The organism is Paenibacillus barengoltzii NBRC 101215, assembly GCF_004000745.1.
Taxonomy (GTDB): domain Bacteria; phylum Bacillota; class Bacilli; order Paenibacillales; family Paenibacillaceae; genus Fontibacillus; species Fontibacillus barengoltzii.
The window spans coordinates 114022-138185 of record NZ_BILV01000007.1; the positions used below are offsets into that span (position 1 = coordinate 114022).

Genomic DNA, 24164 nt, shown 5'->3' on the forward strand with positions numbered 1-24164 from the left:
TCCTACCAGATGCTGCTCTTCGTCAGCCGCTTGGCCAATCCGTTAACAGTCAGCAGCAGAACGAGATTGATGATGGAATTAAACAAACCAACCGCAGTGGCGAAGCTGTAGTTCGCATTCAGCAGGCCGATTCGATAAACGTAGGTTGCGATAATTTCGGAATTCACCAGGTTTAGCGGATTTTGCAGCAGGTACACCTTCTCGAAGCCGAGCGCCATGACGTTGCCGACGTTCAGGATCAGGATGATGACGATGGTTGGTACGATACCTGGCAAATCGACGTGGCGAATTTTTTGAAACCGCGAAGCGCCGTCCACCTTCGCCGCTTCATACAAGGTTGGATCAACTCCCGCCAAAGCAGCCAGATAGATCACAGCGTTATAACCGGCGGTTTGCCAAATGTCCGAACAGACGTAAATCGAGCGGAACATCCCCGGTTCCCCCAGGAAATTGATGGACTCAAACCCGAAGTAATTGAGAGCGACATTGGCAAAGCCGAGCCGAGGGGCAAGAAACAGCATAATAATCGACACCATAACCACCGTCGAAATGAAATACGGTGCAAAGGAAACCAGCTGCACGAATTTCTTGAAGCGGCCGGCGCGAATTTCATTGATCATTAACGCCAAAATGATCGGAATCGGAAATCCGGCAAGAATGAGATAACCGCTGAGAAAAATTGTGTTCTTCACCAACGTCCAAAACTGTGGATTTTCAAAGAACAGCTGGAAATGCTTGAACCCTACCCACGGACTTCCCCAGATCCCTTTGATCACGTTGTAGTCCTTAAACGCCAGCACCGCATTCAGCATCGGGTAATATTTAAAAATTAGAAAAAACAAAATGGGAGGAATGACCAGCAGATGCAGCTGCCAGTGCTTCTTGATATTTCTGCGTGCGGTCCGCCAGTAGCTGGCCTTGCGCTTGGCGTCCGGGACGTAATCCGGTTTGAAAGCAAGTTGTTTTTCCAGGACAATTCCCCCTATACGTTTGGTAAGTACCTTGATGGATATGATAGCGTTTTCTCGTTGAGTCGATCATAGGTCATGTTTGGCGGCATTGAACAGGTACACTTCCGTCTTTTGGCGTACAGTTCTCCCGTTTTTGAGGGAACATTCTTCGGTACGGGAGCCATGATTCCGCAAATAAAAAACAGCGACCGCCCCCTTCCCATTGGAAGGTACAGTCGCTGTGAAAGCCGGGATGAATCGTGAGGCCGCTTGGGATCAGTCCTGAAAGGACTGCCTGTAAGCGCTAGGGGAAACTCCCGTTAATCGTTTAAAAGCCCGCCGGAATGAGTGGGGACTGTTATACCCCACCCGGGCGGCAATTTCATCAACGGTATAGTTGCTCTCCTTCAGCAACAATGCGGCCTGATCCATCCGCACTTTAATCAGATGATCGGAATAATTCACTCCGGTCACTTCTTTAAACAGCTGGGAGATGTATTTCTCCGGTCGTTCCACGTGCTCTGCAACCCGATATAACGTCAGATCGGGATCGCAATAGGCTTCAGCTGTATACTCATAGATCTGTTTGATCAGTTGGGCGTGCGAATCCTTCTTCTTATTGGCGATAAAGCTGCACAACTCCTGCATGATCCCATGGATCTCCTGCTGAATCGTCTCCAGCGGGACCGTAGGGCTGATGTCCATGATTCGCTGCTTCACGCTCTCGAACAGCGGGGATTCCAGGAAGATCTTCTGATCCAGCAGCTTAAGGAATGTCCCCTTGATTTCCCCGACGAGTTGGTTTTTCATTTCCACCGACAGCTCGCGTTGCTCTAAATTCTGCGCGATGATCGCATCGATAATCTTCTGGGCTTCTTCCAACTCCCCAGCGCGGATCGTCCTGATCAGGCGGTGCTCCGTATCAAGCGGATAGTAGTACGTTGTGTTTGTACTTTGCGTTTCATGGCTCCACAGAATGCCTTTCTTGTTTAGATATACCGCATATTCCAGCGCCTGCTTCGCCTGGTCAAAGGATTGGCCAACCTCCGTGACGCTCGCAAAGGCTTCGCCAAATCCCGCTTGCATCGAGATTTTATACTCAGCGAACACATGCTGGACCAGCTCCTCCATCAGCGTAGTAATCCGCTCTTCCTCCGCCGGTCCTGGCAGGCGATCCGCCTCGCAGAAGAACAACAGGACGATTTTGTCCGACCCCAAATCGGTCATCGGCATCGGCCCTGCAAGCTCGGTAATCGTTTGCTTCATCAATAGCCTTGCGGCATTCAGCTCATTTAGAACCTCAACGGTATCCATGCCAGCGTATCCGTTGATCTGCAGTATCCCCACATAGCCTTCGCCTTGCCGAAGCGGGATGTCAGCCTGAGCCGCCGCAGAGACGATCTCTTCCCGCGATTCGAATTCCCCGGCAATCAGCCGCTTCAGGAAAGCGTCACGCACCAGCGGAAGCTGGCGGTGCAGCTCCGTCTCCAGTTGCTTGTTCTTCGTAATCATGCCGGCGATGTTCCCGCTTAGGAAGTCGAACTCGTTACGTCCTGTATCGTCATCCTTGCCAAACTGCTCCTTCATCACGCCGATCAAGCGATTAATTGGAAGACTGTTGCGGTAAGCCAGGAACAAGCCCACCAGCAATCCGATCAACATTGCGCCGCCGGTAATCATCCAGGAGATCCGTTTGATCTGGTCAGGTTTCTCCATTAGCGTGCTGCGAGGGATGCCGGCTTGGTACACCCAGCCGTTCTTATCCGATCGTGTGGTGATCACGAGATCATCACCATAAAATTGACTCGTCTTGTTCTCATCAAACTTCGGATCAGCGTGCAGCTTGGCGATATCCGGCACCTTTTCACCCTGAAGGAAGATCGTATTGCCCTTGGCGTCGTAGATATGAACCCACCCGCCACTCTGCTCCGTTAAGCCGGATAACAGCCCGGTCATCGTCTTCTGGTCGATCAGAACGACCACAATCGCTGGCGACGTATCGTTAAAGCTGTCCAGCGGCAGCGACTGCATGTAGGTGATCACAGAAGTTTTCACATCGCGTTGGATGAACGGGGTCAGCGGCTTGATTTCGCTGCGGTGAGTTTGGCCCAACACCTGCTGCTCCCATTCCTCAAAAGATAGATTGTCGTAATGAAAATATTCATAATAATGCTCTGGCCGGTAGGACGACCCGGAGGTGATAATCAAATTATAATTCGCCAGATAGATGAAATAATTTTGCAAAAAATCGTTGGTTTGCCCAAACGTCAGCACGTTGCGCATCGCCTTCCAGATGCCGTACACATCCCTCTCCGTACCTCGGTCGTTCATCAAGGCGTTAATCTCCTGGCTGATCGCCAGCTGCCGAGTCATCCCCTCCACTTCCGCCATCCGGTGCTCGAGCAGCTCTTGGCTCTTCTCCAGCTGGATGACGCTGTTCTCAATCGAGATCGACTCTGTTACCGAAATGGAAGTCCGGTACGAGATGTACCTGCCGAAGCATGGGATGACCCCCCATCTTTTTTGGTAGCGCTCTCATATAACGGCCGAGCCGTCCGCTTTTTTCGTTTCATCATTATATCTACTGCGTATTTCTCTGTCCAGCGGCATGGAGCGCCCCTTCTATCCCAGCATATCGAGGTTCACCTCGATTGGATAGGGTACTCCTGGGTCGCCTAGCGTACATTTTTCCTTCTCTGTCCCCGTAAAAACCGCATCGTGGCGCGGGTTTGCAATCCTCTGCGGTTGTCCGTAACAAGAGCAGCAAAAAAGAGCAGCCCAAGCCCTCTCTAGAGCCGGGCTGCATGCGCTATCGTTCACATGAGGCTGAGTTCAACCTTATTCGTGAAGCTTCTCAACAAAGCCTTATACTCATCCGAGTCTTCCAAATAACCGTAATGGGCACTATTTTCAAACACATGAAATTGCGAATGGGGTACAAGCGATTGATAATACTGAGTCGATTCGGGGGTAGCCTCATCATAGCGCCCGCAGACAAACAATGCAGGAATCGCAATCTGATTCAACTCCGAAGTACAATCAAAGGTTTTCAAATTCCCTGTCGGACAGAACTCGGAAGGTCCCCACATCGTCAGATATACTTCGGAATTGGATTTTGCCCGATTCTGAATGACCACTTCCGGAAGAGGATCAATCCGGATTAAGTGCCTCTTGTAATATTCGTCAACCGCATTTCGGTACTCCTCAGAGTCGGTGGTCCCTCGTTCTTCATTGCGAACAATCGCCTCACGGACTTCTTGAGGCAGCTTGGAGATCAGAACATCTGCATCCCGTTTCCAGCGTTCCGCACTTAAGCATGGACTGGAAAAGGTAATGCTTCGCACGCCCTTCGGCTTCCGTTTTATTAAATAAGTGGCAGCCAGCATCGTTCCCCACGAATGCCCCAGAAGGTGAATTTCATCCAGATTTAATGCTTGTCTCACACATTCCAGCTCTTCAACAAACCGATCGAGCTGCCAGAGTGAAGGATCACCTGGCCGCTCCGAGTTCCCCGAGCCCAGCTGATCATAGAAAATAACCGGCCGCTCATCCGCCAGATCTTGAAGACCGGCTTTCAAGGAATGATGTGTCCCTCCAGGACCCCCATGCAATACAACCAGCGGTGTCTTGGAGCCGGTTCCTACTCGAACGAACCAGACTTTCCCCCCGGGAACATCAATATATCCTTCCTGTTCTGTTAGTTCCTCCATGTGTTCTCCGCCTTTCCCTAAATATGAGAATTATAATACTCCATCCTTCCCTCCCAGAGCAAAAGATCTTAAGTCAAGATGGTAAGCTTTACGCTCCTGCAACAAATAAAAAAATGAGAATTTGAAATAAATTGTGAATTAACAACAGGAATGGGATCTCTTATAATAAACGAAACGGTTTGGGAGAGTTGGTTATGCGAATGAACTGGTATTACCGTACGATTCTTTCCTATGCTCCGATCTTCTTCGTGATCATTTCTTCCATGATCTTCGTGATTTTCTTAGCCCTCAACAATGCTTCCGAGCGAAAATACTTGGAAACCAACAAAGCGATCCTTGATCGGATCGTCTTTCACGCGGATGCGAATCTCATGCTGATCGAGCGCAATGTCGTCAGTAAGCTGCTCATGGACAGCGAGATTCAGGACTACTTCGCCAACACCTCGCAAGATGCATTAGATGACTTCTTACTGCAGAAAAAGCTGATTGACCTAAGCTTAACTTTGCCTTTTGCCAACACCATTTACATTTACAATGAAGCCGAGCAACGAATTATTTCGGATTTGGGGTCCTATTCGCTCCGTTCATTTGGGGATGCAGACTTTCTGGCAGCCAACTACGGCAGAAAGGAAGCGGCAGGATGGTTTAATCCACGCTCATTCGCTTACTCGCCGCATGAGGAGGAAGCCCAGCAGGTGGTCTCCCTGGTGAAATTTGTATATACCGGAGACGATATGCGCGGAGCACTGGTGGTCAACGTATATCAGCGCTCTTTTATGGAATACCTTAATTCCTTTGGTGAAAGCGATTACAATCGAGTGAGACTAATTGATGCTGCTTCGCCATCCCCGGATCAAGTGACGGCCATGAACCCGATTCAAGTTCAATCGGATTATACCGGCTGGACCTATGTGTCAGAGGGGGTTCATGATCAGGGCTACAACTGGTTGTCCCTCTTCTCCAACGCGTGGATGGTCATTTGGATCATCTTGATCTTGCTGGCGCTGATCGGATTTACTATCATCACTCACATTCATTACAAACCGATCCAATCGATCACGGAAAAGGTCAGCCAATTCTCGAACCGAAAAAGTGAGGAGCTGGGCATTAAAGGGGCAAACAATGAGTTCACCTTCATCGAAATGGCGCTGGACCATCTCTTGAAGCGATCGCTGGATTACGAGAACCTGCACAAGGAAGACAGCTTGTTGCGGCAACAACGATTGTTTCATGATCTGTTAGCGGGTCATCTCGTGTTAACGGATGAAGAATTCCAGCAGCGACTGACCGAGTTTAATTTGTCTGCTCCCTATGACCGGTTAGGCGTGATGGTAGCCGAACTGGACCGATATGCCGAGTTTACAGATAGGTACAAGGTCAAAGACCAGAACTTGCTGAAGTTCATTGTTGAAAGCGCATTCCGCGATCTAGGCCAAAGCCATCATGTCTTCGTCTGGCATGCCTGGATGGAGCCGCATCGCATCGCCTTTGTCGTACATCACACCGCCGATTCACACAGCACCCAAGCGACCATCACCTATGCAGAGGAATTTAAAAAATGGATTCATCAGCATCTGGAGCTGACGCTGACGATCGGCATCGGAGCCGATTCAACCTCGATTGAGACCCTCGCTGATTCCTATCGGAACGCGGTGGAGAATGTGGAGCTGAAGACGGTACTAGGTATTCATTCCATCATCGATAATCGGCGAAGCGCAGGCATTCTAAATCTGGACCGATATGCGTATCTACAAGCATTGGATTATGCCGCCCAGTCCTTCCGTATGAATGATAGCGAATGGCGGGCGAAACTAACCCAAGTCTTGGGCGAACTCAGTAAAATGCAATTCCGCAAGCGGGATATGGTGGAGTTCGCTCAGGCGTTCCTTAAACGGATGGACCAGGTCGTATTGGCCATGTCCCCCCCTATCCAATCGCGCTGGAAAAGCGAGTATCAAGAGCGGTTCGCTAATCTAGCTGAAACGGTGGAGACGCTGGCAGAATTTCAAGAACAGTTCATGAGCCTCATGAATCAGTTCGAAGCCTGCGTGGAGGAAGACCGGCAAGCCCGCAGACATCATAGCTTGGCGATGCAGGCCAAGCATTACATCGATGCGCATTTCGCCGACCCCGGCCTCTCCCTGGTTCAAGTCAGCGACTATTTGAACCTGCAGCCCAGCGCCTTAAGTGTGATTTTCAAGGAGGAAATTGGGGAGAAATTTGTGGACTATGTCTTGAAGGTCCGGATGCAGCAAGCGAAGCAGCTCCTGTTGGAAACGGAGGACTCGATCCAGTCGGTGGCGATCAACAGCGGTTACCAGAACGTGAATTCCTTTTATCGCGCATTCAAGAAATTTCAGGACATTCCGCCAGGAGAGTACCGCAATATGCACCGCGCAACGTAAAAGACATAAAAACTGTGTTCCCAACGAGGAAGGAGGGTTCGCCATGCCCCTGTTGAGGTTGTGGTTATCAAAGCTGGCGCTCATCGTTATTCTGGGCGTCCTGTCGGGCTGCAGCGGATTTGGGGATCCGAATCTGCTGGGTTGGGCTGCCAGCCCTCTCCCAAACTTGGAATCAGACGAATTCACAGCCAATCATGATAGCTGGACAACACTTCGTATTGAACTGTTCGAACGGAGCAATAAACCGATCGGCGCCCCCACGATTACCGATAATCGGATGACGCAGTACATTCAGGAGCATTTCGGAAATCCGGAACGGATTAAGATCGAATTTGTCACCATCCCTCGGGCGGAGGAGGTCCGGCGGCTGCAGGTGTTAATGGCCGCTAATCAAGCGCCGGATATCGTGTTCACCTATGATCTGCCGACCGTCTACAATTTCTACACCCAAGGGAAATTGACCGATTTATCGCCTCTGCTGGACCAGTACGGATCCAGGTTGAAGGAGCTCCTCGGGGAAGAGATTTTGAGTTATGGACGTATGCAAGGAACACAGTTTGCGATTCCTGCAAAGCGGGTGCTGACGGCCCGAACCACGACCTTTATCCGTGAGGATTGGCTCCGCGAAGCTGGACTCTCCCTGCCGGAAACGACAGAGGAGTTTTACCGGGCGCTCCAAGTGTTTAAAAAGAATCGGTTGCAGAAGACCGGAGAGGTCATCTATCCTTTCGGTCAAATCGATTATTACCATACTGCCCCGCTGCAGTACTCGTTTTGGGATTGGGACCAGATCACCGAGGAGGACTTATACGCTGAGCCGGGTTGGACGATGCCCGGGAACAAGGAGGCGTTCCGATTCCTGAACCGTCTGTATCACGAGGGGTTGATTCATCCCGAATTCCATTTGGACCGGTTCGCCCAACAATTTCAGAAAGACCTGGTGAACGGTCGCGTTGGAGCCGCATCCCCCAATACAAATGAGCCTGTTTATATGGGATATCTGGCTGAACTGTTAAAGAATGACCCCAATGCCATCCTAACGCCAATCGATCCCTTCACCAGCGCCAACGGCAAGAAGACGAAGCCGATACTGGAAGATACGGGCATGTACATCATGGTTCCAAAAACGAGCAAAAACGCCGAAGCGGCGATGAAATATTTAAATTGGATGGCACAGCCGGAGAATATTATTACACTGCAGAACGGCGTGGAAGGCGTGACCTACCGGATGGAAGACGGCGTGCCGGTGACGCTGGAGAACGAGGATGCCAACCGTTTGTTATTTAACTATTTTGACTACTGCATCATTTTAAATGGGAAATATGTCAGCAGCCAGGACGAACGCTTAAATCTGAAAGCCAATGCGAACAACAAGCGCTTTGAAGAGTTTACGCGCAAGAGCGTGGAATACGGGATGAATGATGGGATCGAAACCCCGCGCATTCATGCGATTTTGCCTTCCGAAATTCGATATGCCGCTGCTTTAAATGAGAAGAACGACGAAATTTTCGTGAAGGTCATTACCGCGTCTCCGGAAGCGTTTGATGCCGTTTACGACGAGGAAGTTGCGGAGTATTTATCTATCGGCGGACAGCAGGTTCGTGAAGAGAAGCATCTGGCTTATCAGAAGCACAACGGCGGAGCACCGTAAGCCGCCCCCTCATGAATTGGGAGCAATCCAGTCATCCCAGAGAGGGTTCTTCCCTTTCTGGGATGATTTTTTTTGCCGATCCGCCTCCTTCCAGCCCCCGATATTAATTAAGGTTAGTCATATAAAAAAGGTGAAACCCCCCGCAAGAAAAAGAGAAGAAGCCCCCAAAAAAGGAGAATTTCCCCCCGCTTCCCCCTGTTGTATAGTAAGCAGCAACCAAGCCATGCACTTACCACCCGAAAGGAGGATGCCGATGCAAACGGAAACCAGGCAGTCCCGTGCCCCGCTCCCCGTCAAACGGCGGAACAGCATGGCTGCCTTCCAACGGCAATGGCCACTGTATCTGCTCATGCTATTGCCGATGACGTTCTTTATCGTATTTAAGTACATTCCAATGGCGGGCGTCGTGGTTGCTTTCAAGGACTACAACATTTTTCAAGGGATCTGGGCCAGTGAGTGGGTCGGATGGGACGTCTTTCGCGAGATCTTTGCGATGCCGCAATTCTACAAGGCGCTGCGCAACACGTTGATGCTTAACGTCTTCTCTCTGCTAACGTTCCCGGTTCCCATTATCCTGGCGATTATGCTGAACGAGCTGCGGGTTCATTGGTACAAACGCGTCAGCCAAACCTTGCTGTATTTGCCCCACTTCATCTCCTGGGTCATTGTCGGCGGGATGGTGCTTCAATTACTCGCGACCAATACGGGCAGTGTCAACGAGTTGATCAAGAGCCTCGGCGGCCGGCCGATTCCGTTCCTCGAGGACACGGTGCTTTGGATTCTGACCTACACAGGAGCCGGGGTTTGGCACTATGCGGGCTGGGGAACGATCCTTTATTTAGCAGCGCTTACAAGCATCAATAAAGAGCTGTATGAAGCCGCCGAAGTAGATGGGGCCAGTCGGCTGCGACGAATCTGGCATATTACGCTTCCCGGGATTAAGCCCACGATCGTGGTGCTGTTTATTATCCAAATCGGCCATATGGCGGATATCAGCTTCGAGCAGCCGTATGCCCTGCAGAACGGCTACGTCATGGATGTCGCTCAGGTGATCAGCACCTATGTGTACACGGTGGGCATTCAATCAGCGCAATTCGCGCTGGCAACCGCCGTGGGATTGTTCCAATCGGTCATCGGGCTGATTCTGCTGCTCACGGCCGAACTCATATCCCGAAAAGTAAACCAGCAAGGCATCTTCTAGCCAAGGAGGGAGCTCACGTGATCCGGAATCCGGTTGATAAAGTGATCGATACGATCGTCATCGTGGTCATCGGTTTATTTGCCTTGTTTTGCGTCGTGCCGATGATCCATATCTTTGCCTTATCCTTCAGCGGCAACCGGGCCATTATGTCCGGGGAGGTGTTCCTGTGGCCGGTCGACTGGAACTTCCATTCCTATTCCGCCGTATTCGGGGACATCTCCATGATGCGGTCCCTGTTGCTGACGGTGATTCTGGTCGTCGTCTATACCGCGGTCGCTTTGGTGATGACCATTATGGCCGCGTATGCGTTAAGCCGCAGAAACTTCAGAGGCCGGAACGTGATGTTTGGGCTCATCATCGTCACGATGTTTTTTAACCCGGGGATTATCCCCAATTACTTGCTGATCAAAGAGCTGGGCCTGCTCAATTCGCCACTGTCGCTCATTTTGCCCCTGATGATTAATGCGTTCCTGCTGATCATTATGAGAACTTCCTTCTCCGGCGTTCCTCATGAGCTGGAGGATTCAGCCTGGATGGATGGCTGCGGCCATTTCCGCTTTCTGCTCCAGGTCGTGCTGCCGCTTCAGTTGCCGATCCTTGCGACCATCGGGCTTTATTCGGCCGTGGACCGTTGGAACATGTTTCAGGACGCTTTGTTTTACATCAACGATAAAAATTTGTACCCGCTCCAGCTCAAACTTTATCAGATGGTCATCAACAGCCAGGTGAACGATGCCACGGCGCAGGAAGGCTTTAACGCCGCGACGCCGATTCCCCAAGGCATTCAGTCAGCCAGCATTATGTTTGCTACCGTGCCGATTTTGCTGGTCTACCCCTGGCTGCAGAAATATTTCATTTCCGGCATGCTGCAGGGGGCCATTAAAGGATAGGCCCTAGCCTGGCGGGAAGCAGCCCGATGTTGATAGCTGCTCTTCGGTCTCGATACCGAAGGTCACTATATTTAAACCAAATCAAAAGGGAGGCAACACCATGCGCAAACCATTTCGCTCCTCGATGTTCGCCTTAGTGGCGCTGGTCATGGCCGCAAGCTTCGCTTTGGCGGGCTGCGGCGGCGGAGGAAGCAACAGCTCATCCAGCGGAAACGGAAAGGACAGCGGCGGGAACACCACAGCTACGAACAATGCCAAGGAATCCGCACCGAAGGGGGAACGCATTACCTTAAAGGTGGAGCTGTTTGACCGGAACAATACGCCGGCTGGGGAACCGCCAATTACGGATAACTTCATGACCCAGTATATCCAGAAAAGCTTTGGCGACCCGAACAACATCGACGTTGAATTCGTGACGGTGCCGCGCGCCGAAGAGGTCGATAAGCTGAACGTCCTGATGGCCTCAGGCTCTGCTCCGGACATTGTGTTCACGTACAGCAAGCCTACCGTGCAAAACTATGTAAAAAGCGGAGGCTTAACCGACCTGGGACCGCTCATCGATCAATACGGCCCCAATTTGAAGAAGGTGCTGGAGCCTTCCCTGCCCTACGGCGTATTTGACGGGAAGCAATACGTCATCCCGGCACTGCGCGTGATTCAAGCCCAAAGCACGACCTTCATTCGCAAGGACTGGCTCGATCAACTGAACCTTCCGCTTCCGCAAACGACGGAGGAATTTGTGAATGCCATGCGCGCCTTTAAAGAGAAGGATCCCGGCAAGACGGGTGGCAAGGTCATCCCCTACAGCTACATCGACGTGTTCCATATGATGCCGTTGGTCAATTCCTTCTGGAAATGGGATGAAATCACGGATAGAGATCTGTACTCGGTTCCGAGATGGCTGCAACCGGGGAGTAAGGACGGTTACCGGCTGCTCAACCAGATGTACAATGAAGGACTGATCGATCCGGACTTCGCGCTCAGCGACGACTTCAGCCAAGCTTTTGCCCAACAGGTTGTGAACAGCATTGCCGGGGCAGGCACGCCAAACACCAATGAACCGGTTTATAACGGGTACTATGCCAACCTGAAAGCGAACAATCCGGACGCGGTACTGGAGGCGATCGATCCGTTCTCTACCCCGGACGGGAAGCATCCAAAGCCGGTGTATGACCCGATTGGCGCATACATCATGGTTCCGGCAACAAGCAAAAACGCAGAGGCGGCTGTGAAATATTTGAACTGGATGGCTGACCCAAGCAACATTCTCGTGCTGCAAAACGGCGAGGAAGGCGTCTCGTACGAAATGAGCGAAGACGGGCTGCCGGTGCTGCTGAATACGCCGGAAGCTCAGAACCTGCTGTACAACTATTACGATTACTGCATCATCCTGAACGGCAAATACATTTCCACCGAGGATCCAAACAAGAACATTGCCGCCAACGCCTTCGATCCCGACTTCAAAGATTTCACCGTCAAGAGCATCCAAGTCGGAACGAATGACGGGTATACCCTGCCTCGCGTAGATATCGCGGTGGATGCCGAGATCAAATATGCCAAAATTCTGGAGGATTTCGAAAAAGAAATGCTCGCGAAGATCGTCACGGCCAAACCGGATCAATTCGACAAGGTCTATGACCAGAAGGTCGAGGAATACATGGCCATGGGCGGCAAAGCTGTCATGGAAGGGAAACAGGCGGCTTACGACGAGTTTTACAAGAAGTAACAGATAACGGATCGGGCCTTTCGGAGTTGTTCTTCGGAGAGGCCCGATTCACATCCAAGCTAAGGAGGGAACCCGAGTGATCCATGTAGCAGTGATCGGAGCCGGTGCGATATCCCCGGCCCATATTCAAGCGTATTTGCAATTCCCGGAGCGGTGCCGGATCGTGGCGATCTGCGATATTTATCCGGAGAAAGCTCGGCAAAGGGCGGAGGAGTTTCAGTTGGATGCGGACATCTATGCCAACTATTCCGAATTGCTCCAGCGCAGCGACATCGACCTGGTCTCCGTGTGCACCCCGCCGTATACTCACGCGGAGACGGCGATCGCTTTTTTGAACGCGGGCAAGCATGTGATTGTCGAGAAGCCGATGGCCTCCTCGCTGGAGGAATGCGATCGGATGAACGAAGCCGCGGAGCAGAGCGGAAAAATATTATCCGTCGTGGCCCAGAACCGGTTCACGACCCCTATGATGAAGCTGAAGAAGGTGTTGGACACGAAGCTGATGGGGCCGATCGTGCACGCGCAAGTCGACTCTTATTGGTGGAGAGGCCACTGTTACTATGATCTGTGGTGGCGAGGCACCTGGGAGAAGGAAGGCGGCGGCTGCACGCTGAACCATGCGGTGCACCATATCGATATTTTTCAATGGATGAACGGCATGCCGGCGGAGGTCACTGCAGTGATGAGCAACACCTCCCATGACAATGCCGAGGTGGAGGACATCTCGATCGCCATCGCCCGCTACGACAACGGGGCGCTGGCCCAGCTCACCAGCTCCGTTGTGCATCACGGCCAGGAGCAGCAGTTAATTTTCCAGGGGAAGCACGCGCGTGTGTCTGCACCGTGGAAAGTAGCGGCTTCTGTTTCCAAGCCAAACGGATTCCCTGAGCCGGACGTAGAGCTGGAAGCGAAGATTCAACAGGCTTACGATGAGCAACCTGAGCTTCGGTATGAAGGTCATCGCGGCCAAATTCAAGACGTGCTGAATGCGATTGAGCATGGGACACCCGTGCTGGTGGATGGCATTCAAGGCCGCAGAACGCTGGAGCTGATTACGGCGATTTACCAATCCGCAAGTACCGGCCAGACGGTGAAACTGCCGTTGGGTCCGGATAGTCCCTTTTATACACGGCAAGGGATATTGCAGAACGCGACTTATTTTTACGAGAAGAAGACCAGCATCGAAAACTTCAGCGACAATACGATCACCTCGGGGGGCAACAGCTAATTCACGAAAGGGGCAGACGCCATGACGAAGGAGCAAGATGGCATGAATTATGCGCCGAAAGGAAAACTCAATCCGGTAGTTGGAACAGGCGAATTTCGCTTTGCGGCGATCGGATTGGATCATGGGCATATCTACGGAATGTGCAACGGGTTGATCGAGGCCGGGGCGGAGCTCGCCGCGGTGTATGACCCGGATCCGGAAAAGGTGAAGCGGTTTGTCGATACGTTTCCGCAAGCGAAGGCAGCGGCGTCCGAGGAGGAGATTTGGGAGGATCCGCAGATCCGGTTGATCGCCGCAGCCTGTATTCCTTCGGAACGATGCGCACTCGGGCTTCGGGCGATGGAGCACGGCAAGCATTATTTTGCGGATAAACCGGCGTTTACGACGTTGGAGCAGGTCGAACAGGCGCGACGGAAAACGGAACAGACCGGTCTTAAATGGGGGATCTATTACGGGGAACGCCTGCATGTTGAGAGCGCTGTGTTTGCCGGCCAGCTAATCGAGGAAGGCGCCATCGGGCGGGTCGTCCAGGTCATTGGCACAGGGCCGCATCGCGCTAATCCCAAGGCCCGGCCGGAATGGTTCTTTGACCCCGACTGTTACGGCGGGATATTATGCGATATCGGGTCCCATCAGATCGAGCAATTCCTGCATTACGCAGGCGCTAAGGATGCGAAAGTGCTGCATAGCAAGGTGGCCAACTACAAGTTCAAGGAATACCCGCGATTTGAGGACTTTGGCGATGCAACGCTGGTAGCGGATAACGGGGCGACCTTCTACTTCCGGGTGGATTGGCTGACTCCCGACGGTTTGGGGACGTGGGGCGACGGCCGCACCCTCATCTTGGGGACGGATGGCTACATCGAAATTCGCAAATACATCGACATCGCCCGGGAAGCTTCCGGCAATCATCTCTATTTAGTGAATCATGAAGGCGAATTCCACTATGACTGCTCCGGGAAAGTGGGATACCCTTATTTCGGCGCATTTATTTTGGATATCCTCAACGGAACGGAAACTGCCATGACACAGGAGCATGCCTTTAAAGCTGCGGCTTTGTGTATCGAGGCGCAGAAGCAAGCGATTCGGATTGAAACAGATTAGAAAAATGAAGGGGCTGACCCACTCGTCATTTGCGATGACGTGGGCAGCCCCTTGGTTCGTCCATATTACTGCGGCATCGCTTTCCCATCGATACCGATCATCACGGCGTCGGTATCCGCCTTCAGTTTGCCTTCCGCCAAGTCGAGGATCGCCTTCGCCGAATCCAGTGGATCGCCGGGCGCCTGACTGCCGCCCATCGGAGTGCGTATCCAGCCTGGATGCATCGCGTACACGCCGAACCCTTGCGGCACCAGCTCCTTGCGCAACTGAGCGGTAAAATAGTTCAACGCCGCCTTGGACAACGCATACGGATAGTCGCCGCCGTAAGCACCGGCAAAGCATCCAGCCTCCGAGGATACGTTTAGAATAAACGGGCGGTCACTCTCTTTCAGCAGCGGCAGGAAATGCTTCACCATCTTCATCGGGCCGTACAGATTGGTGCGGAACGTATTCTCCACCGCAGCGAATTCCAATCGCTCGATCGACTGGTCCCGGGCCAGCAAGATCCCTGCGTTATTAATCAGCGCGTCCAACTTTCCCCATCTGTCAGCCATAGCCTCCTTGGCTTTGGCGATCGAATCTTCCTCGTCCACATCCAGCTCAAGCAGCGTCAACTTCCCTGGAGCTCCTTCCTGCCGCGCCTTCAACGCATCTACGTTCGTTTCCAGCGAGCGTATGCCAGCCGCTACCTCATGGCCGCGTCGCAACGCTTCCCCAACGATCTCCAAGCCAAGTCCCTTTCCCGCTCCTGTTACGATCAGTTTCATCGTCCAACCTTGCCTCCTTGAGATAGTATGAATCCGTTTTCATTTCTAATTACGACCATTGCTCAACATATAACTATCTTCGTGATTATCGCCTATTTGTCATTCTCCAACAGCTCGATCCACAGCTTCAGGTCCCGCGTGGCGTCCATATACGCATATCGTCCGCCGGTGTATTCCCCTTTTTGCGACAGCGACATCCCGCGTCCTTCGAGCAGCTGAATCTTCTCCTTCATCCCGTCGATCACAAAAGCAATATGGTGCATGCCTTCCCCTTTCTCCTCCAGGAAGTCCCGCCAAGTGCTGGGATGCTCATCCGGTTCGATCAGCTCCAGCTGCAGCTGGCCGCAATCAAAAAACGCCAGTTTCGCGCGAGCCAGAGACGGTGCCCCTTGATATTCCGTCTTCGCTACTTCCACCGCATCCGTCCAAAACCAAGCGGGCTTCTCCACGCCCAGGAAATCCGCGTAGGCTTGCGAAACGGCTTCAATATCCCTAACGACAATTCCGATTTGCGTAATCACCTTGCTGCCTAACGGTTGTTTGTCCATGTGCGGTCGCTCCTCTTTCTTTTTTTCATAATAAATGATTGTGATGAGGCCATCGCTCAATGCATCCCCATCTTAGCATATTCGCACGCATTCCGGTACAAAGCAGATCACTCGCAAAATGAAGGACACGAACCATCGGCACAAATGCCCATCTCCGTGAATATACTGCAGCAAGAACAAAGGAGGAATGGATGGAAATGCCAAGTATGTATTCACCTTACGGCGGTACACCAAGCCAAGTAAGCCCGATGAGCCAAGAGCCGATGGGATACGATCACAAGAAACAGATGATGGAGATGTGTAAAAAATATCATCATCACCTCATGCAAATGGAAGGCACCGATGGCAGAATGTATGAAGGGATCATCGATGGAATGGATGATGACCACGTCTATCTGCTCGTTCCGGTTGGGGATATGGATGATCGCGCATTCGGGTTCCCTTATGGCGGTTATCCTTACTACGGAGGCTTTGGTTACGGATATGGCTATCCGCGCCGCTTCCGCCGCTTTATTCGCCGGCCTTACCCGTTCTTCTTCTTCAGAAGATTCTTCTTCCCGTTCTTCTTCTAATCTTAAAGCAACAAAGCCTCCTGCCAGATGCGGGAGGCTTTGTTGTTCTTAGGCTTGGTTGGAATCCGGGTGATAGGCTTCGTTCTGAGAGCCGCGGCGACGATAAACGGTGCTGCCGATCCGAGCATACACGCCGCGTAAGGAACGAATATGATCGTAATTAGGATAAATGATCAAATCCATCAAGTACGCCGATCGCCGGCTGCCGGGTTTTCTTCTTCGGTTAAGCGCGTCGATGATCCCAGCGGAAGAACGGATGCCGATGCCATGGCCATAATAGCGGTCTTCGCCGAGCATGATGACGTTCTCCCCTTGCCATTCCGGAGTTTCAGGGTTATGATCCGGATTTTTGAAATAGAGAATATCCCCGGGATAAGGCCCCAGTCTTAAACTTCCTTGACGAAATCCCAGATCACTGTCATACTGCCAATCGTAAAGATACAAGTTGGTAAAATACGTATTAAACGCCCGGCTGCCGATTTGATCCAGTACGGCCTTGTACATCACGATCATCATCGCCATCGAGCATTCGAAGCCATAAAGCGGACCGTTCCGGTAAATGTCGGTGATGGCATCCGACGGCGCTACTCCATTTTTTAGCCGAAACCCTCCTTCCTCCGTACGGTTCCAGTACATCTCATTGCATCGGGATTTACGGTAGACCGCAAACTGAGCCCCACTTCCATTCAGCGCCAAGGCCGAATCCACGATCGAGTTGCGGAGCGCCAATTCGAACAGCAATTCATCTAAAGAACCGTAACGATAGGGTATCGGGCTTCGTTCTTGCGCCTGCACAATTTCCCTTTGAAGCGGAGGCAGCGTCATTTGGGCAAGTTCCCTCTTATCTTGTGGCGGCAGTAGGATCAAACCTGTTCCCCTCCTTGTCAATATTCAGGTGAATCTAGGTTAGTGTACGTGCGGATGAGGGGATTGGTGCCCGGCCGTATCGAATCTACCTGTTCCAGAAATGCTAATCCCATCATTTAGATAAAGGGGGTGACGCGAAACGATGAACGACCGTCAGAAGGACATTTTACATATGCTGCTTACCGATGCCCGGCCTCACTTGGTGATCCGGGATATCGCCGTGCACTTTGGGTGCTCGGAGAAAACGATACGTAACGATCTGGACGAAATCGATCAGTATTTAGCTCAATCGTCTACTAGCCGTGTGGTCCGCAAGCCTGGATACGGAGTGACCTTGGATATTTCTGAGTCGGACAAGGCTCAACTCACCGCAGAACTGCTCCGATCAAGGTCCAGCAAGCCAAAGGAACAGGAAACGGAAGAGGAGCGGCTTATTGCTGTGGCCTACCAACTCTTGATGGAGACGAAGCCGGTCACAATTCAAGAGCTGGCCGACAAGCACTACACCAGTAAGACCGTAATCAAAAAAGATTTGGATACCTTGCGGGATTGGCTCGACAAATGGGACCTGACCGTCGTTTCCAAGCAAAAGGTCGGCGTCCTGCTCGAAGGGAAAGAACGGGATAAACGCGCGGCGTTGTCCAAGCTGTCCCAACTCACCGGCGAAGCAGGCCAAGCCTTCATCAAGGATCGGTTTGCTCCCCATGAGCTTGATATCGTGACCTGCGAGCTTAAGCAGCTCGAGCTGGATGCCCAGCTTGCTTTTACGGATGAAGCGTTCGACAACTTGCTCATTCATACACTCCTCATGATTCGTCGGACGAAGCTGAACCAGCCGATTTCCTTCTCTGAACAGGAGAAAATGTTTGTCCGCGAGAAGCCGGAGTTCCGCTGGACCGGAGCCTTCATTCGGAAGCTAGAGCGCTTCTTCGCGGTTCATTTCCCTGAGGATGAAGTTGCTTATTTGACCGCGCATATTCTGGGCGGGAAGATTCGCTCCCGGGCACGGATCGAAACGGCGGAGCCTGAAGCCGGCCCATCTGCGGAAACGGCGGAAGCTCGCGGTTTAGCGGAGTCGCTTGTAAGGAAGATGTCTGCCTTAACCTGGGTCGATTTTGGCCAAGATGAGGCTTTGATGGAAGGCTTACGCATTCATTTATATTCCACGTTGAACCGGTTAAGTTATGGGCTTACCGTATCGAATCCGATGCTGCAGGATATCAAGCGAATGTATCCTTACATGTTCGATATGGTGATTTATGCGACGAGAGAGTTAAGCGAAGGGTACCCCTTCACCATTCCTGAAGAGGAGGTAGCATATTTGACGCTGCATTTTCAGGCTTCAGTAGAGAGACTGAGCCAACCTGCGGAGACAAGGAAGCGAATCGTGACCGTCTGCCATATGGGGGTGGGCATGTCCCAAATCTTGCGCAGCAAGCTGGAGCGCAAATTCCCTGAGCTGCATGTATTGGATTCCGTTCGGAAAGCTGATCTTACGGGATATTTAGCTCAACATTCGGTTGACTTTATCATCTCAACGATTCCTTTGGAGAATGTGAACGTCCCCTATATCACGGTATCTCCGTTGCTAGAGGCCGGCGAAACGCAGAAGATCACCGACTTCATCGGCAAGCTGGATCAACCATCCGGTCATACCGAACACGCTGGTTCGATTCTGGGCATGTACACGCAGCCTTCACTTATCTTCCCGCGCCTGACCATCGGCCATCGGTTTGAGCTGATCGAACTGTTAGGGAACGAGCTCGCCAAGCAGGGGTTCGTCGAACCGGATTACGCGCATCAGGCGTTGCTGCGGGAACGGCTCTCGTCCACGACTATCGGCGGCGGCATAGCAATCCCCCACGGCGAGCCGAAGCTGATTCGCACCTCGCGAATCGCGATTGCTACCCTGGAAGAGCCGTTGGAATGGCAAGAAGAGAAGGTGTCCGTCGTATTTATGCTGGCGCTGGCTCCGCAAGAGCAAGAGATGACGAAAAAGTTATTCCAGCGCCTCTCCCTGCTTAGCGAACAGCCGTCAACCGTTGAGCGGCTCGTGCAGGCACGGACTCCCGAGGAGCTGCTCAATTGCTTATAGGGAAAAAAATCAGTTTTTCCGCAACTTCCGGTAATATAAAGTTCTTTTCCGCCGTTCCTTTTGCGATAAGATGAGTCATGTAAACGATTTCGATCTTTGATTACAGGAGGAAACATCCATGAAACTACTGGCGATTACCTCATGTCCCAACGGGATTGCCCATACGTACATGGCGGCGGAAAATCTGCAAAAAGCCGCCGACAAGCTAGGTATTGCCATGAAGGTCGAGACCCAAGGCTCGATCGGAGTGGAAAACGAATTCACGGAGGAAGATATCCGCCAAGCGGACGGCATCATCATCGCGGCCGACAAAACGGTAGACAAACGCCGGTTCGTCGGCAAGAAGCTGCTCGTTGTTGGTGTGCAGGAAGGCATACGGAACCCCGAGGCGCTGATCCAACAGATGATTCGCGGAGAAGTGCCGGTATACCAAGGACAGGATAACAATGAAGGTACGCCGGCCAAACAGACCGGCGCCAAGCAGCAAAACGCCTTTTATCGCCACCTGATGAGCGGTGTCTCGTATATGATTCCGTTTATCGTCGTGGGCGGTCTCTTGATCGCCATCGCTCTCTCGATCGGCGGCGTACCTACTCCGGGCGGCCTGCAAATTCCAGAAGACTCGTTCTGGAAAACCATCGAGAAGCTGGGATCTGCGTCCTTTACGTTTATGGTACCGGTGCTAGCCGGGTTCATCGCGTTTAGTATCGCCGACCGGCCGGGTCTCGCTCCCGGGATCATCGGCGGTTACATCGCCGCCAATGGCAGCTTCTACGGAAGTGAAGCCGGTGCCGGCTTCATCGGCGGGATCATCGCCGGTTTCCTGGCGGGTTACGTTGCACTTTGGATCAAGAAGTGGAAGGTGCCGAAAGCGATCAATCCAATCATGCCAATCATCATCATCCCGGTTCTCTCTTCGCTGATCGTAGGTCTCGCCTTCATTTACCTGCTTGGCGGCCCGATCGCCCAAGTGTTTGAATGGCTGACCAACTGGCTTGCCAGCATGCAAGGAGCCAGCTCGATTCTGCTGGCCTTGATTCTGGGCGCCATGATCTCCTTCGACATGGGCGGTCCGGTTAACAAGGTAGCGTTCATGTTCGGCTCCGCGATGATCGCGGAGGGGAACTATCAAATCATGGGTCCGATCGCCGTTGCGATCTGTATTCCGCCGATCGGTCTGGGCCTGGCAACGTTCTTGTTCAAACGCAAGTTCCATAATGCCGAACGGGAATCCGGCAAAGCCGCCTTTACGATGGGCTTGTTCGGGATCACCGAAGGTGCGATTCCGTTCGCATCGCAAGACCCACTGCGCGTTATTCCCAGCATCATGGTCGGCTCGATGACAGGTTCCGTCATCGCCATGCTGGGCGGCGTCGGCGACCGCGTAGCTCACGGCGGTCCAATCGTTGCCGTACTTGGCGCCGTTGACAATGTCCTCATGTTCTTCGTGGCCGTCATCGCGGGTTCCATCGTTACGGCCTTAATGATCAAATTGCTGAAGAAAGAACAGGTCGAGCCTCAGCTCGCCGAAGCGAGCGCTGCGGACGAGGCGGCTCCAGCCATGGAAACGCCACGTGCGGAGAACGTCCGCCCGGTAAGCGTGCCGGCTGCCGAAGCTCAAAGCACAGTTCGCAAGCTGACGGATATCATCAGTTTGGATCTGATTGAGCCTTCCCTGTCCGCGTCAACACGGGACGGGATCATCGACGAAATGATTGCAAAGCTGAACGCTGAAGGTGTGCTGACCTCCTCTGCTGAGTTCAAGCAGGCGATTCTGAAGCGCGAGCAAGAAAGCTCTACCGGCATCGGCATGAACGTCGCCGTACCGCACGGGAAGTCGGTGGCGGTGCTGAAGCCAAGAGTCGTATTCGGGATCAAGCCGGAAGGCGTGGATTGGAGCAGCGCGGACGGAACGCCCGCTAAGTTGATCTTTATGATCGCTGTCCCTGCCGAAAACAAAGGCAATGAGCATTTAAAAATTCTGCAAATGCTGTCCCGCAAGCTGATGGATGACGCATTCCGCGAACAGCTGCTGCAGGTGAAAACCAAACAGGAAGCTTATCAGCTGCTGGATCAAATTCAATAATTAAACTAAGGTCCCCCGAGCCGTTGCGACGGCTTCGGGGGAATTTGCTTATTTTTGCAAATGATAAGGTACAGTCGCAATGACGATATCTTTCTTGTTAAACAAATAAGCTCTAAGCAACAAGCTCGACTGATTATGCAAAATATTCTGCCACCAGTGCCGAGGAATAAACTGAGGAATCAGGACGGTAATGTGATCGGTCTCCGCCGTTTTCCATTCCACGGTATCAATGAACTTCATCAGCGGCCGGATAATGCTGCGGAAGCTGGAGCGCAGCGTAATGAGCCGAACCCCCGGATTCCATTCCTCCCACTTCTTCTCCATCCGTTCGATGTCCTCATCATCAAATCCGACATACACCGCAACAACGTTATCCGTCAGCGATTTGGCGTAGCTTAACGAGTTCATCACGACACGGGTAACGCCCGCCACCGGCACGACGATCGTGCTGCCCTTTATGCAAGGTTTGTCTTTATCGATGTCAATCCGAAGCTGGTCGGCGATATTGATATAATGTCGATGGATCTGGTAGAAAATAAACATCACGAGCGGCAAGAAGATAAATACGAACCAGACATGTGAAAACTTCGTGATAATGAAGATGAGCGTAATGCCCAGCGTCGTCAGCATGCCAATCGTGTTAATCGTAAACCGGAACACCCAACCTTGCGGCTTGCGCTTGATCCAGCGCACCATCATCCCCAGCTGGGACAAGGTGAACGGAATAAATACCCCAACCGCATAGAGCGGAATCAGGCTTTCCGTGTCGCCGTGGAATCCAAGAACCAGCAGCGCCGAGGTTACGCCCAGGAAGATAATTCCGTTTGAAAAGCCAAGCCGGTCACCGCGCACCATAAACGCATGCGGCATGTATTTGTCCTTGGCGAGCATAAACGCCAGCAGCGGGAAGGCCGAATAAGCCGTATTGGCGGCCAAAAACAAGATTAACGCCGTAATACCTTGGATCAAGTAGTACAAGCTCCCTCTCCCAAAGGTCGATTCAGCGATTTGAGAAATCACGGTGGCCTTCGGATCTGGAGCAATGCCGTACCAATAAGCCAGCGTACTAATCCCAATAAACATGGTACAGAGAATAACCCCCATCATCACCAGCGTGGCTGCGGCATTCCGTTCTGCCGGTGGCTTAAAGTTCGGAATAGCGTTGGACACCGCCTCAACCCCAGTTAAGGCCGAGCATCCCGAACTGAACGCCTTAAGCAGCAGGAACAAGCTGACATTGGATACGGCCGTCCCAAACTCCGGCACACTGGCATGAATCCCGCCAGTCCAATACTTGTAAAGTCCCGACACAATCAGGACAAAGATGGAGGCCACGAACAAGTATACCGGAACCGCCAACATCGAGGCCGATTCTGTAACTCCACGCAGGTTCATCATCGTCAACAGCGTAATCATCAACAGGGCGATCAATACCCGTTGATCATGCAGCATCGGGAAAGCCGATGTGATGGCATCCGTACCGGCTGACGAGCTTACAGCCACCGTTAAAATATAGTCGACAAGCAGCGATCCGCCGGCCAGTAGTCCGGTTGAACGCCCTAGGTTATCCATCGCCACGATATAAGCGCCGCCTCCAGTCGGATAGGAGAAAATCGTTTGGCGATACGACAGAATCAGAATCAACAAAAGCCCAAGTACCGCAAATGAGATCGGAATCGAATACCAGAGAGCGGAAAATCCCGCCGCCATCAGGACGATCAGAATCTGCTCGGTCCCGTATGCCACGGAGGACAATGCGTCCGACGACAACACGGCCAGCGCTTTAAGTTTGCTAAGCTTTTCTCCTTCAATTTCAGTGCTTTTCATCGGTCTGCCAATCAATATCCGTTTCAGTTTGCTTCCCATGATGAGATCCTCTTTTCATTCGCAAAATAAACCTTCGATCCTGATCCATTCTTACTCCTATAGGGCTCTCATGCATGCAGCGAACAACGCAAAAAGGCCGCAGGAAAGCTGGACCTTCCCGCAGCCGCTTTGAAAAAAATCTCAAGCGTCACCGCGACAATTCCCTCTTTCGGACGCTTACGGAGTTAGCTGACGGATTCGGGCACGAAAGCAGCCCTACGCCGGTTTGGCTTACTGGCCAAATCAAGCGATTCACCCCGGAAACCGCCTCATTGGGCGAGTTTCATTGGTTCCCCCGTTTCTTTCTGCATGAGAAAGAACTCAGCGATCAGGTTTTGTCATATCAATTTTTGTTACGGATGAATCATACTCCCCGTCTGAAGAAGTGTAAAGAAGAGGGAAAGGCAAATTCGCCGAGAAAAGAGATCGGCCTTGTTCGAGGAAGCGCATACATCACTCTCTTGCATTCATTATTGCGAGCAGGCTTGAATTATCGAA

General features: G+C 52.1%; 17 protein-coding genes and 1 riboswitch. Of the genes, 10 read left to right on the top strand and 7 right to left on the bottom strand.

The genetic code is table 11. The features are described 5' to 3' along the window. Positions 1-2 precede the first annotated feature (2 nt). From PBA01S_RS03075 to PBA01S_RS03085, 3 genes are all read right to left on the bottom strand, one after another. On the bottom strand, positions 3-887 hold the full coding sequence (locus PBA01S_RS03075) for an ABC transporter permease (RefSeq protein WP_127575305.1): 885 nt from the start codon (positions 885-887) through the stop codon (positions 3-5). Between the two features lie 339 nt (positions 888-1226). Continuing rightward, on the bottom strand, positions 1227-3341 hold the full coding sequence (locus PBA01S_RS03080; RefSeq protein WP_127575306.1) for a helix-turn-helix domain-containing protein: 2115 nt from the start codon (positions 3339-3341) through the stop codon (positions 1227-1229). 425 nt (positions 3342-3766) lie between these two features. Then, positions 3767-4660, bottom strand: a complete 894-nt coding sequence (locus PBA01S_RS03085) for a proline iminopeptidase-family hydrolase (RefSeq protein WP_028537472.1) — start codon at positions 4658-4660, stop codon at positions 3767-3769. A gap of 194 nt (positions 4661-4854) precedes the next feature. Between PBA01S_RS03085 and PBA01S_RS03090 the strand changes: the two genes are divergently transcribed. The 7 genes from PBA01S_RS03090 to PBA01S_RS03120 all read left to right on the top strand — a co-directional run bounded on the left by PBA01S_RS03090 (position 4855) and on the right by PBA01S_RS03120 (position 14865). Further along, positions 4855-7065 carry a helix-turn-helix domain-containing protein gene (locus PBA01S_RS03090; protein ID WP_028537471.1) on the top strand — a complete coding sequence of 737 codons (2211 nt, stop codon included), beginning with the start codon at positions 4855-4857 and terminating at the stop codon, positions 7063-7065. A 43-nt stretch (positions 7066-7108) separates the two neighbouring features. After that, positions 7109-8716 (top strand): extracellular solute-binding protein, encoded by a 1608-nt coding sequence (locus tag PBA01S_RS03095; RefSeq protein ID WP_028537470.1) that lies wholly within the window; start codon positions 7109-7111, stop codon positions 8714-8716. 253 nt (positions 8717-8969) lie between these two features. Further along, positions 8970-9917, top strand: a complete 948-nt coding sequence (locus PBA01S_RS03100; protein ID WP_127575307.1) for an ABC transporter permease — start codon at positions 8970-8972, stop codon at positions 9915-9917. A gap of 17 nt (positions 9918-9934) precedes the next feature. Then, a complete protein-coding gene (locus PBA01S_RS03105) occupies positions 9935-10807 on the top strand; it encodes a carbohydrate ABC transporter permease (RefSeq protein WP_009223834.1) in 873 nt (290 codons plus the stop codon). 100 nt (positions 10808-10907) lie between these two features. After that, positions 10908-12533, top strand: a complete 1626-nt coding sequence (locus tag PBA01S_RS03110; protein ID WP_009223833.1) for an extracellular solute-binding protein — start codon at positions 10908-10910, stop codon at positions 12531-12533. Positions 12534-12609: 76 nt separating this feature from the next. After that, positions 12610-13761 carry a Gfo/Idh/MocA family protein gene (locus tag PBA01S_RS03115; protein WP_009223832.1) on the top strand — a complete coding sequence of 384 codons (1152 nt, stop codon included), beginning with the start codon at positions 12610-12612 and terminating at the stop codon, positions 13759-13761. Between the two features lie 21 nt (positions 13762-13782). Next, positions 13783-14865 (top strand): Gfo/Idh/MocA family protein, encoded by a 1083-nt coding sequence (locus PBA01S_RS03120; protein ID WP_127575308.1) that lies wholly within the window; start codon positions 13783-13785, stop codon positions 14863-14865. A gap of 65 nt (positions 14866-14930) precedes the next feature. Here PBA01S_RS03120 and PBA01S_RS03125 read toward each other — a convergent pair whose 3' ends face one another. After that, positions 14931-15632, bottom strand: coding sequence for an SDR family NAD(P)-dependent oxidoreductase (locus PBA01S_RS03125; protein ID WP_028537465.1), 702 nt, complete (start codon positions 15630-15632; stop codon positions 14931-14933). 92 nt (positions 15633-15724) lie between these two features. Then, complete coding sequence (locus PBA01S_RS03130) at positions 15725-16180, bottom strand: VOC family protein (RefSeq protein ID WP_127575309.1); 456 nt, start codon at positions 16178-16180, stop codon at positions 15725-15727. A gap of 191 nt (positions 16181-16371) precedes the next feature. On the opposite strand from PBA01S_RS03130, the gene PBA01S_RS03135 reads away from it, so the two are divergent. Beyond that, positions 16372-16752 carry a hypothetical protein gene (locus tag PBA01S_RS03135; RefSeq protein WP_051416785.1) on the top strand — a complete coding sequence of 127 codons (381 nt, stop codon included), beginning with the start codon at positions 16372-16374 and terminating at the stop codon, positions 16750-16752. Between the two features lie 48 nt (positions 16753-16800). On the opposite strand, the gene tgl is transcribed toward PBA01S_RS03135, so the two are convergent. Next, entirely contained in the window at positions 16801-17619 is an 819-nt protein-coding gene (tgl, locus tag PBA01S_RS03140; RefSeq protein WP_127575310.1) for a spore coat transglutaminase TGL, read from the bottom strand. A gap of 142 nt (positions 17620-17761) precedes the next feature. Between tgl and PBA01S_RS03145 the strand changes: the two genes are divergently transcribed. Both PBA01S_RS03145 and PBA01S_RS03150 read left to right on the top strand, forming a co-directional pair. Then, entirely contained in the window at positions 17762-19714 is a 1953-nt protein-coding gene (locus PBA01S_RS03145) for a BglG family transcription antiterminator (RefSeq protein ID WP_127575311.1), read from the top strand. A gap of 118 nt (positions 19715-19832) precedes the next feature. Then, complete coding sequence (locus PBA01S_RS03150) at positions 19833-21800, top strand: fructose-specific PTS transporter subunit EIIC (RefSeq protein ID WP_009223826.1); 1968 nt, start codon at positions 19833-19835, stop codon at positions 21798-21800. Positions 21801-21848: 48 nt separating this feature from the next. Here the strand turns inward: PBA01S_RS03150 and kimA are convergent, their stop codons facing one another. Next, a complete protein-coding gene (gene kimA, locus PBA01S_RS03155) occupies positions 21849-23666 on the bottom strand; it encodes a potassium transporter KimA (RefSeq protein ID WP_028537462.1) in 1818 nt (605 codons plus the stop codon). A 159-nt stretch (positions 23667-23825) separates the two neighbouring features. Continuing rightward, positions 23826-24003, bottom strand: a riboswitch (cyclic di-AMP (ydaO/yuaA leader). Between the last annotated feature and the right edge of the window lie 161 nt (positions 24004-24164).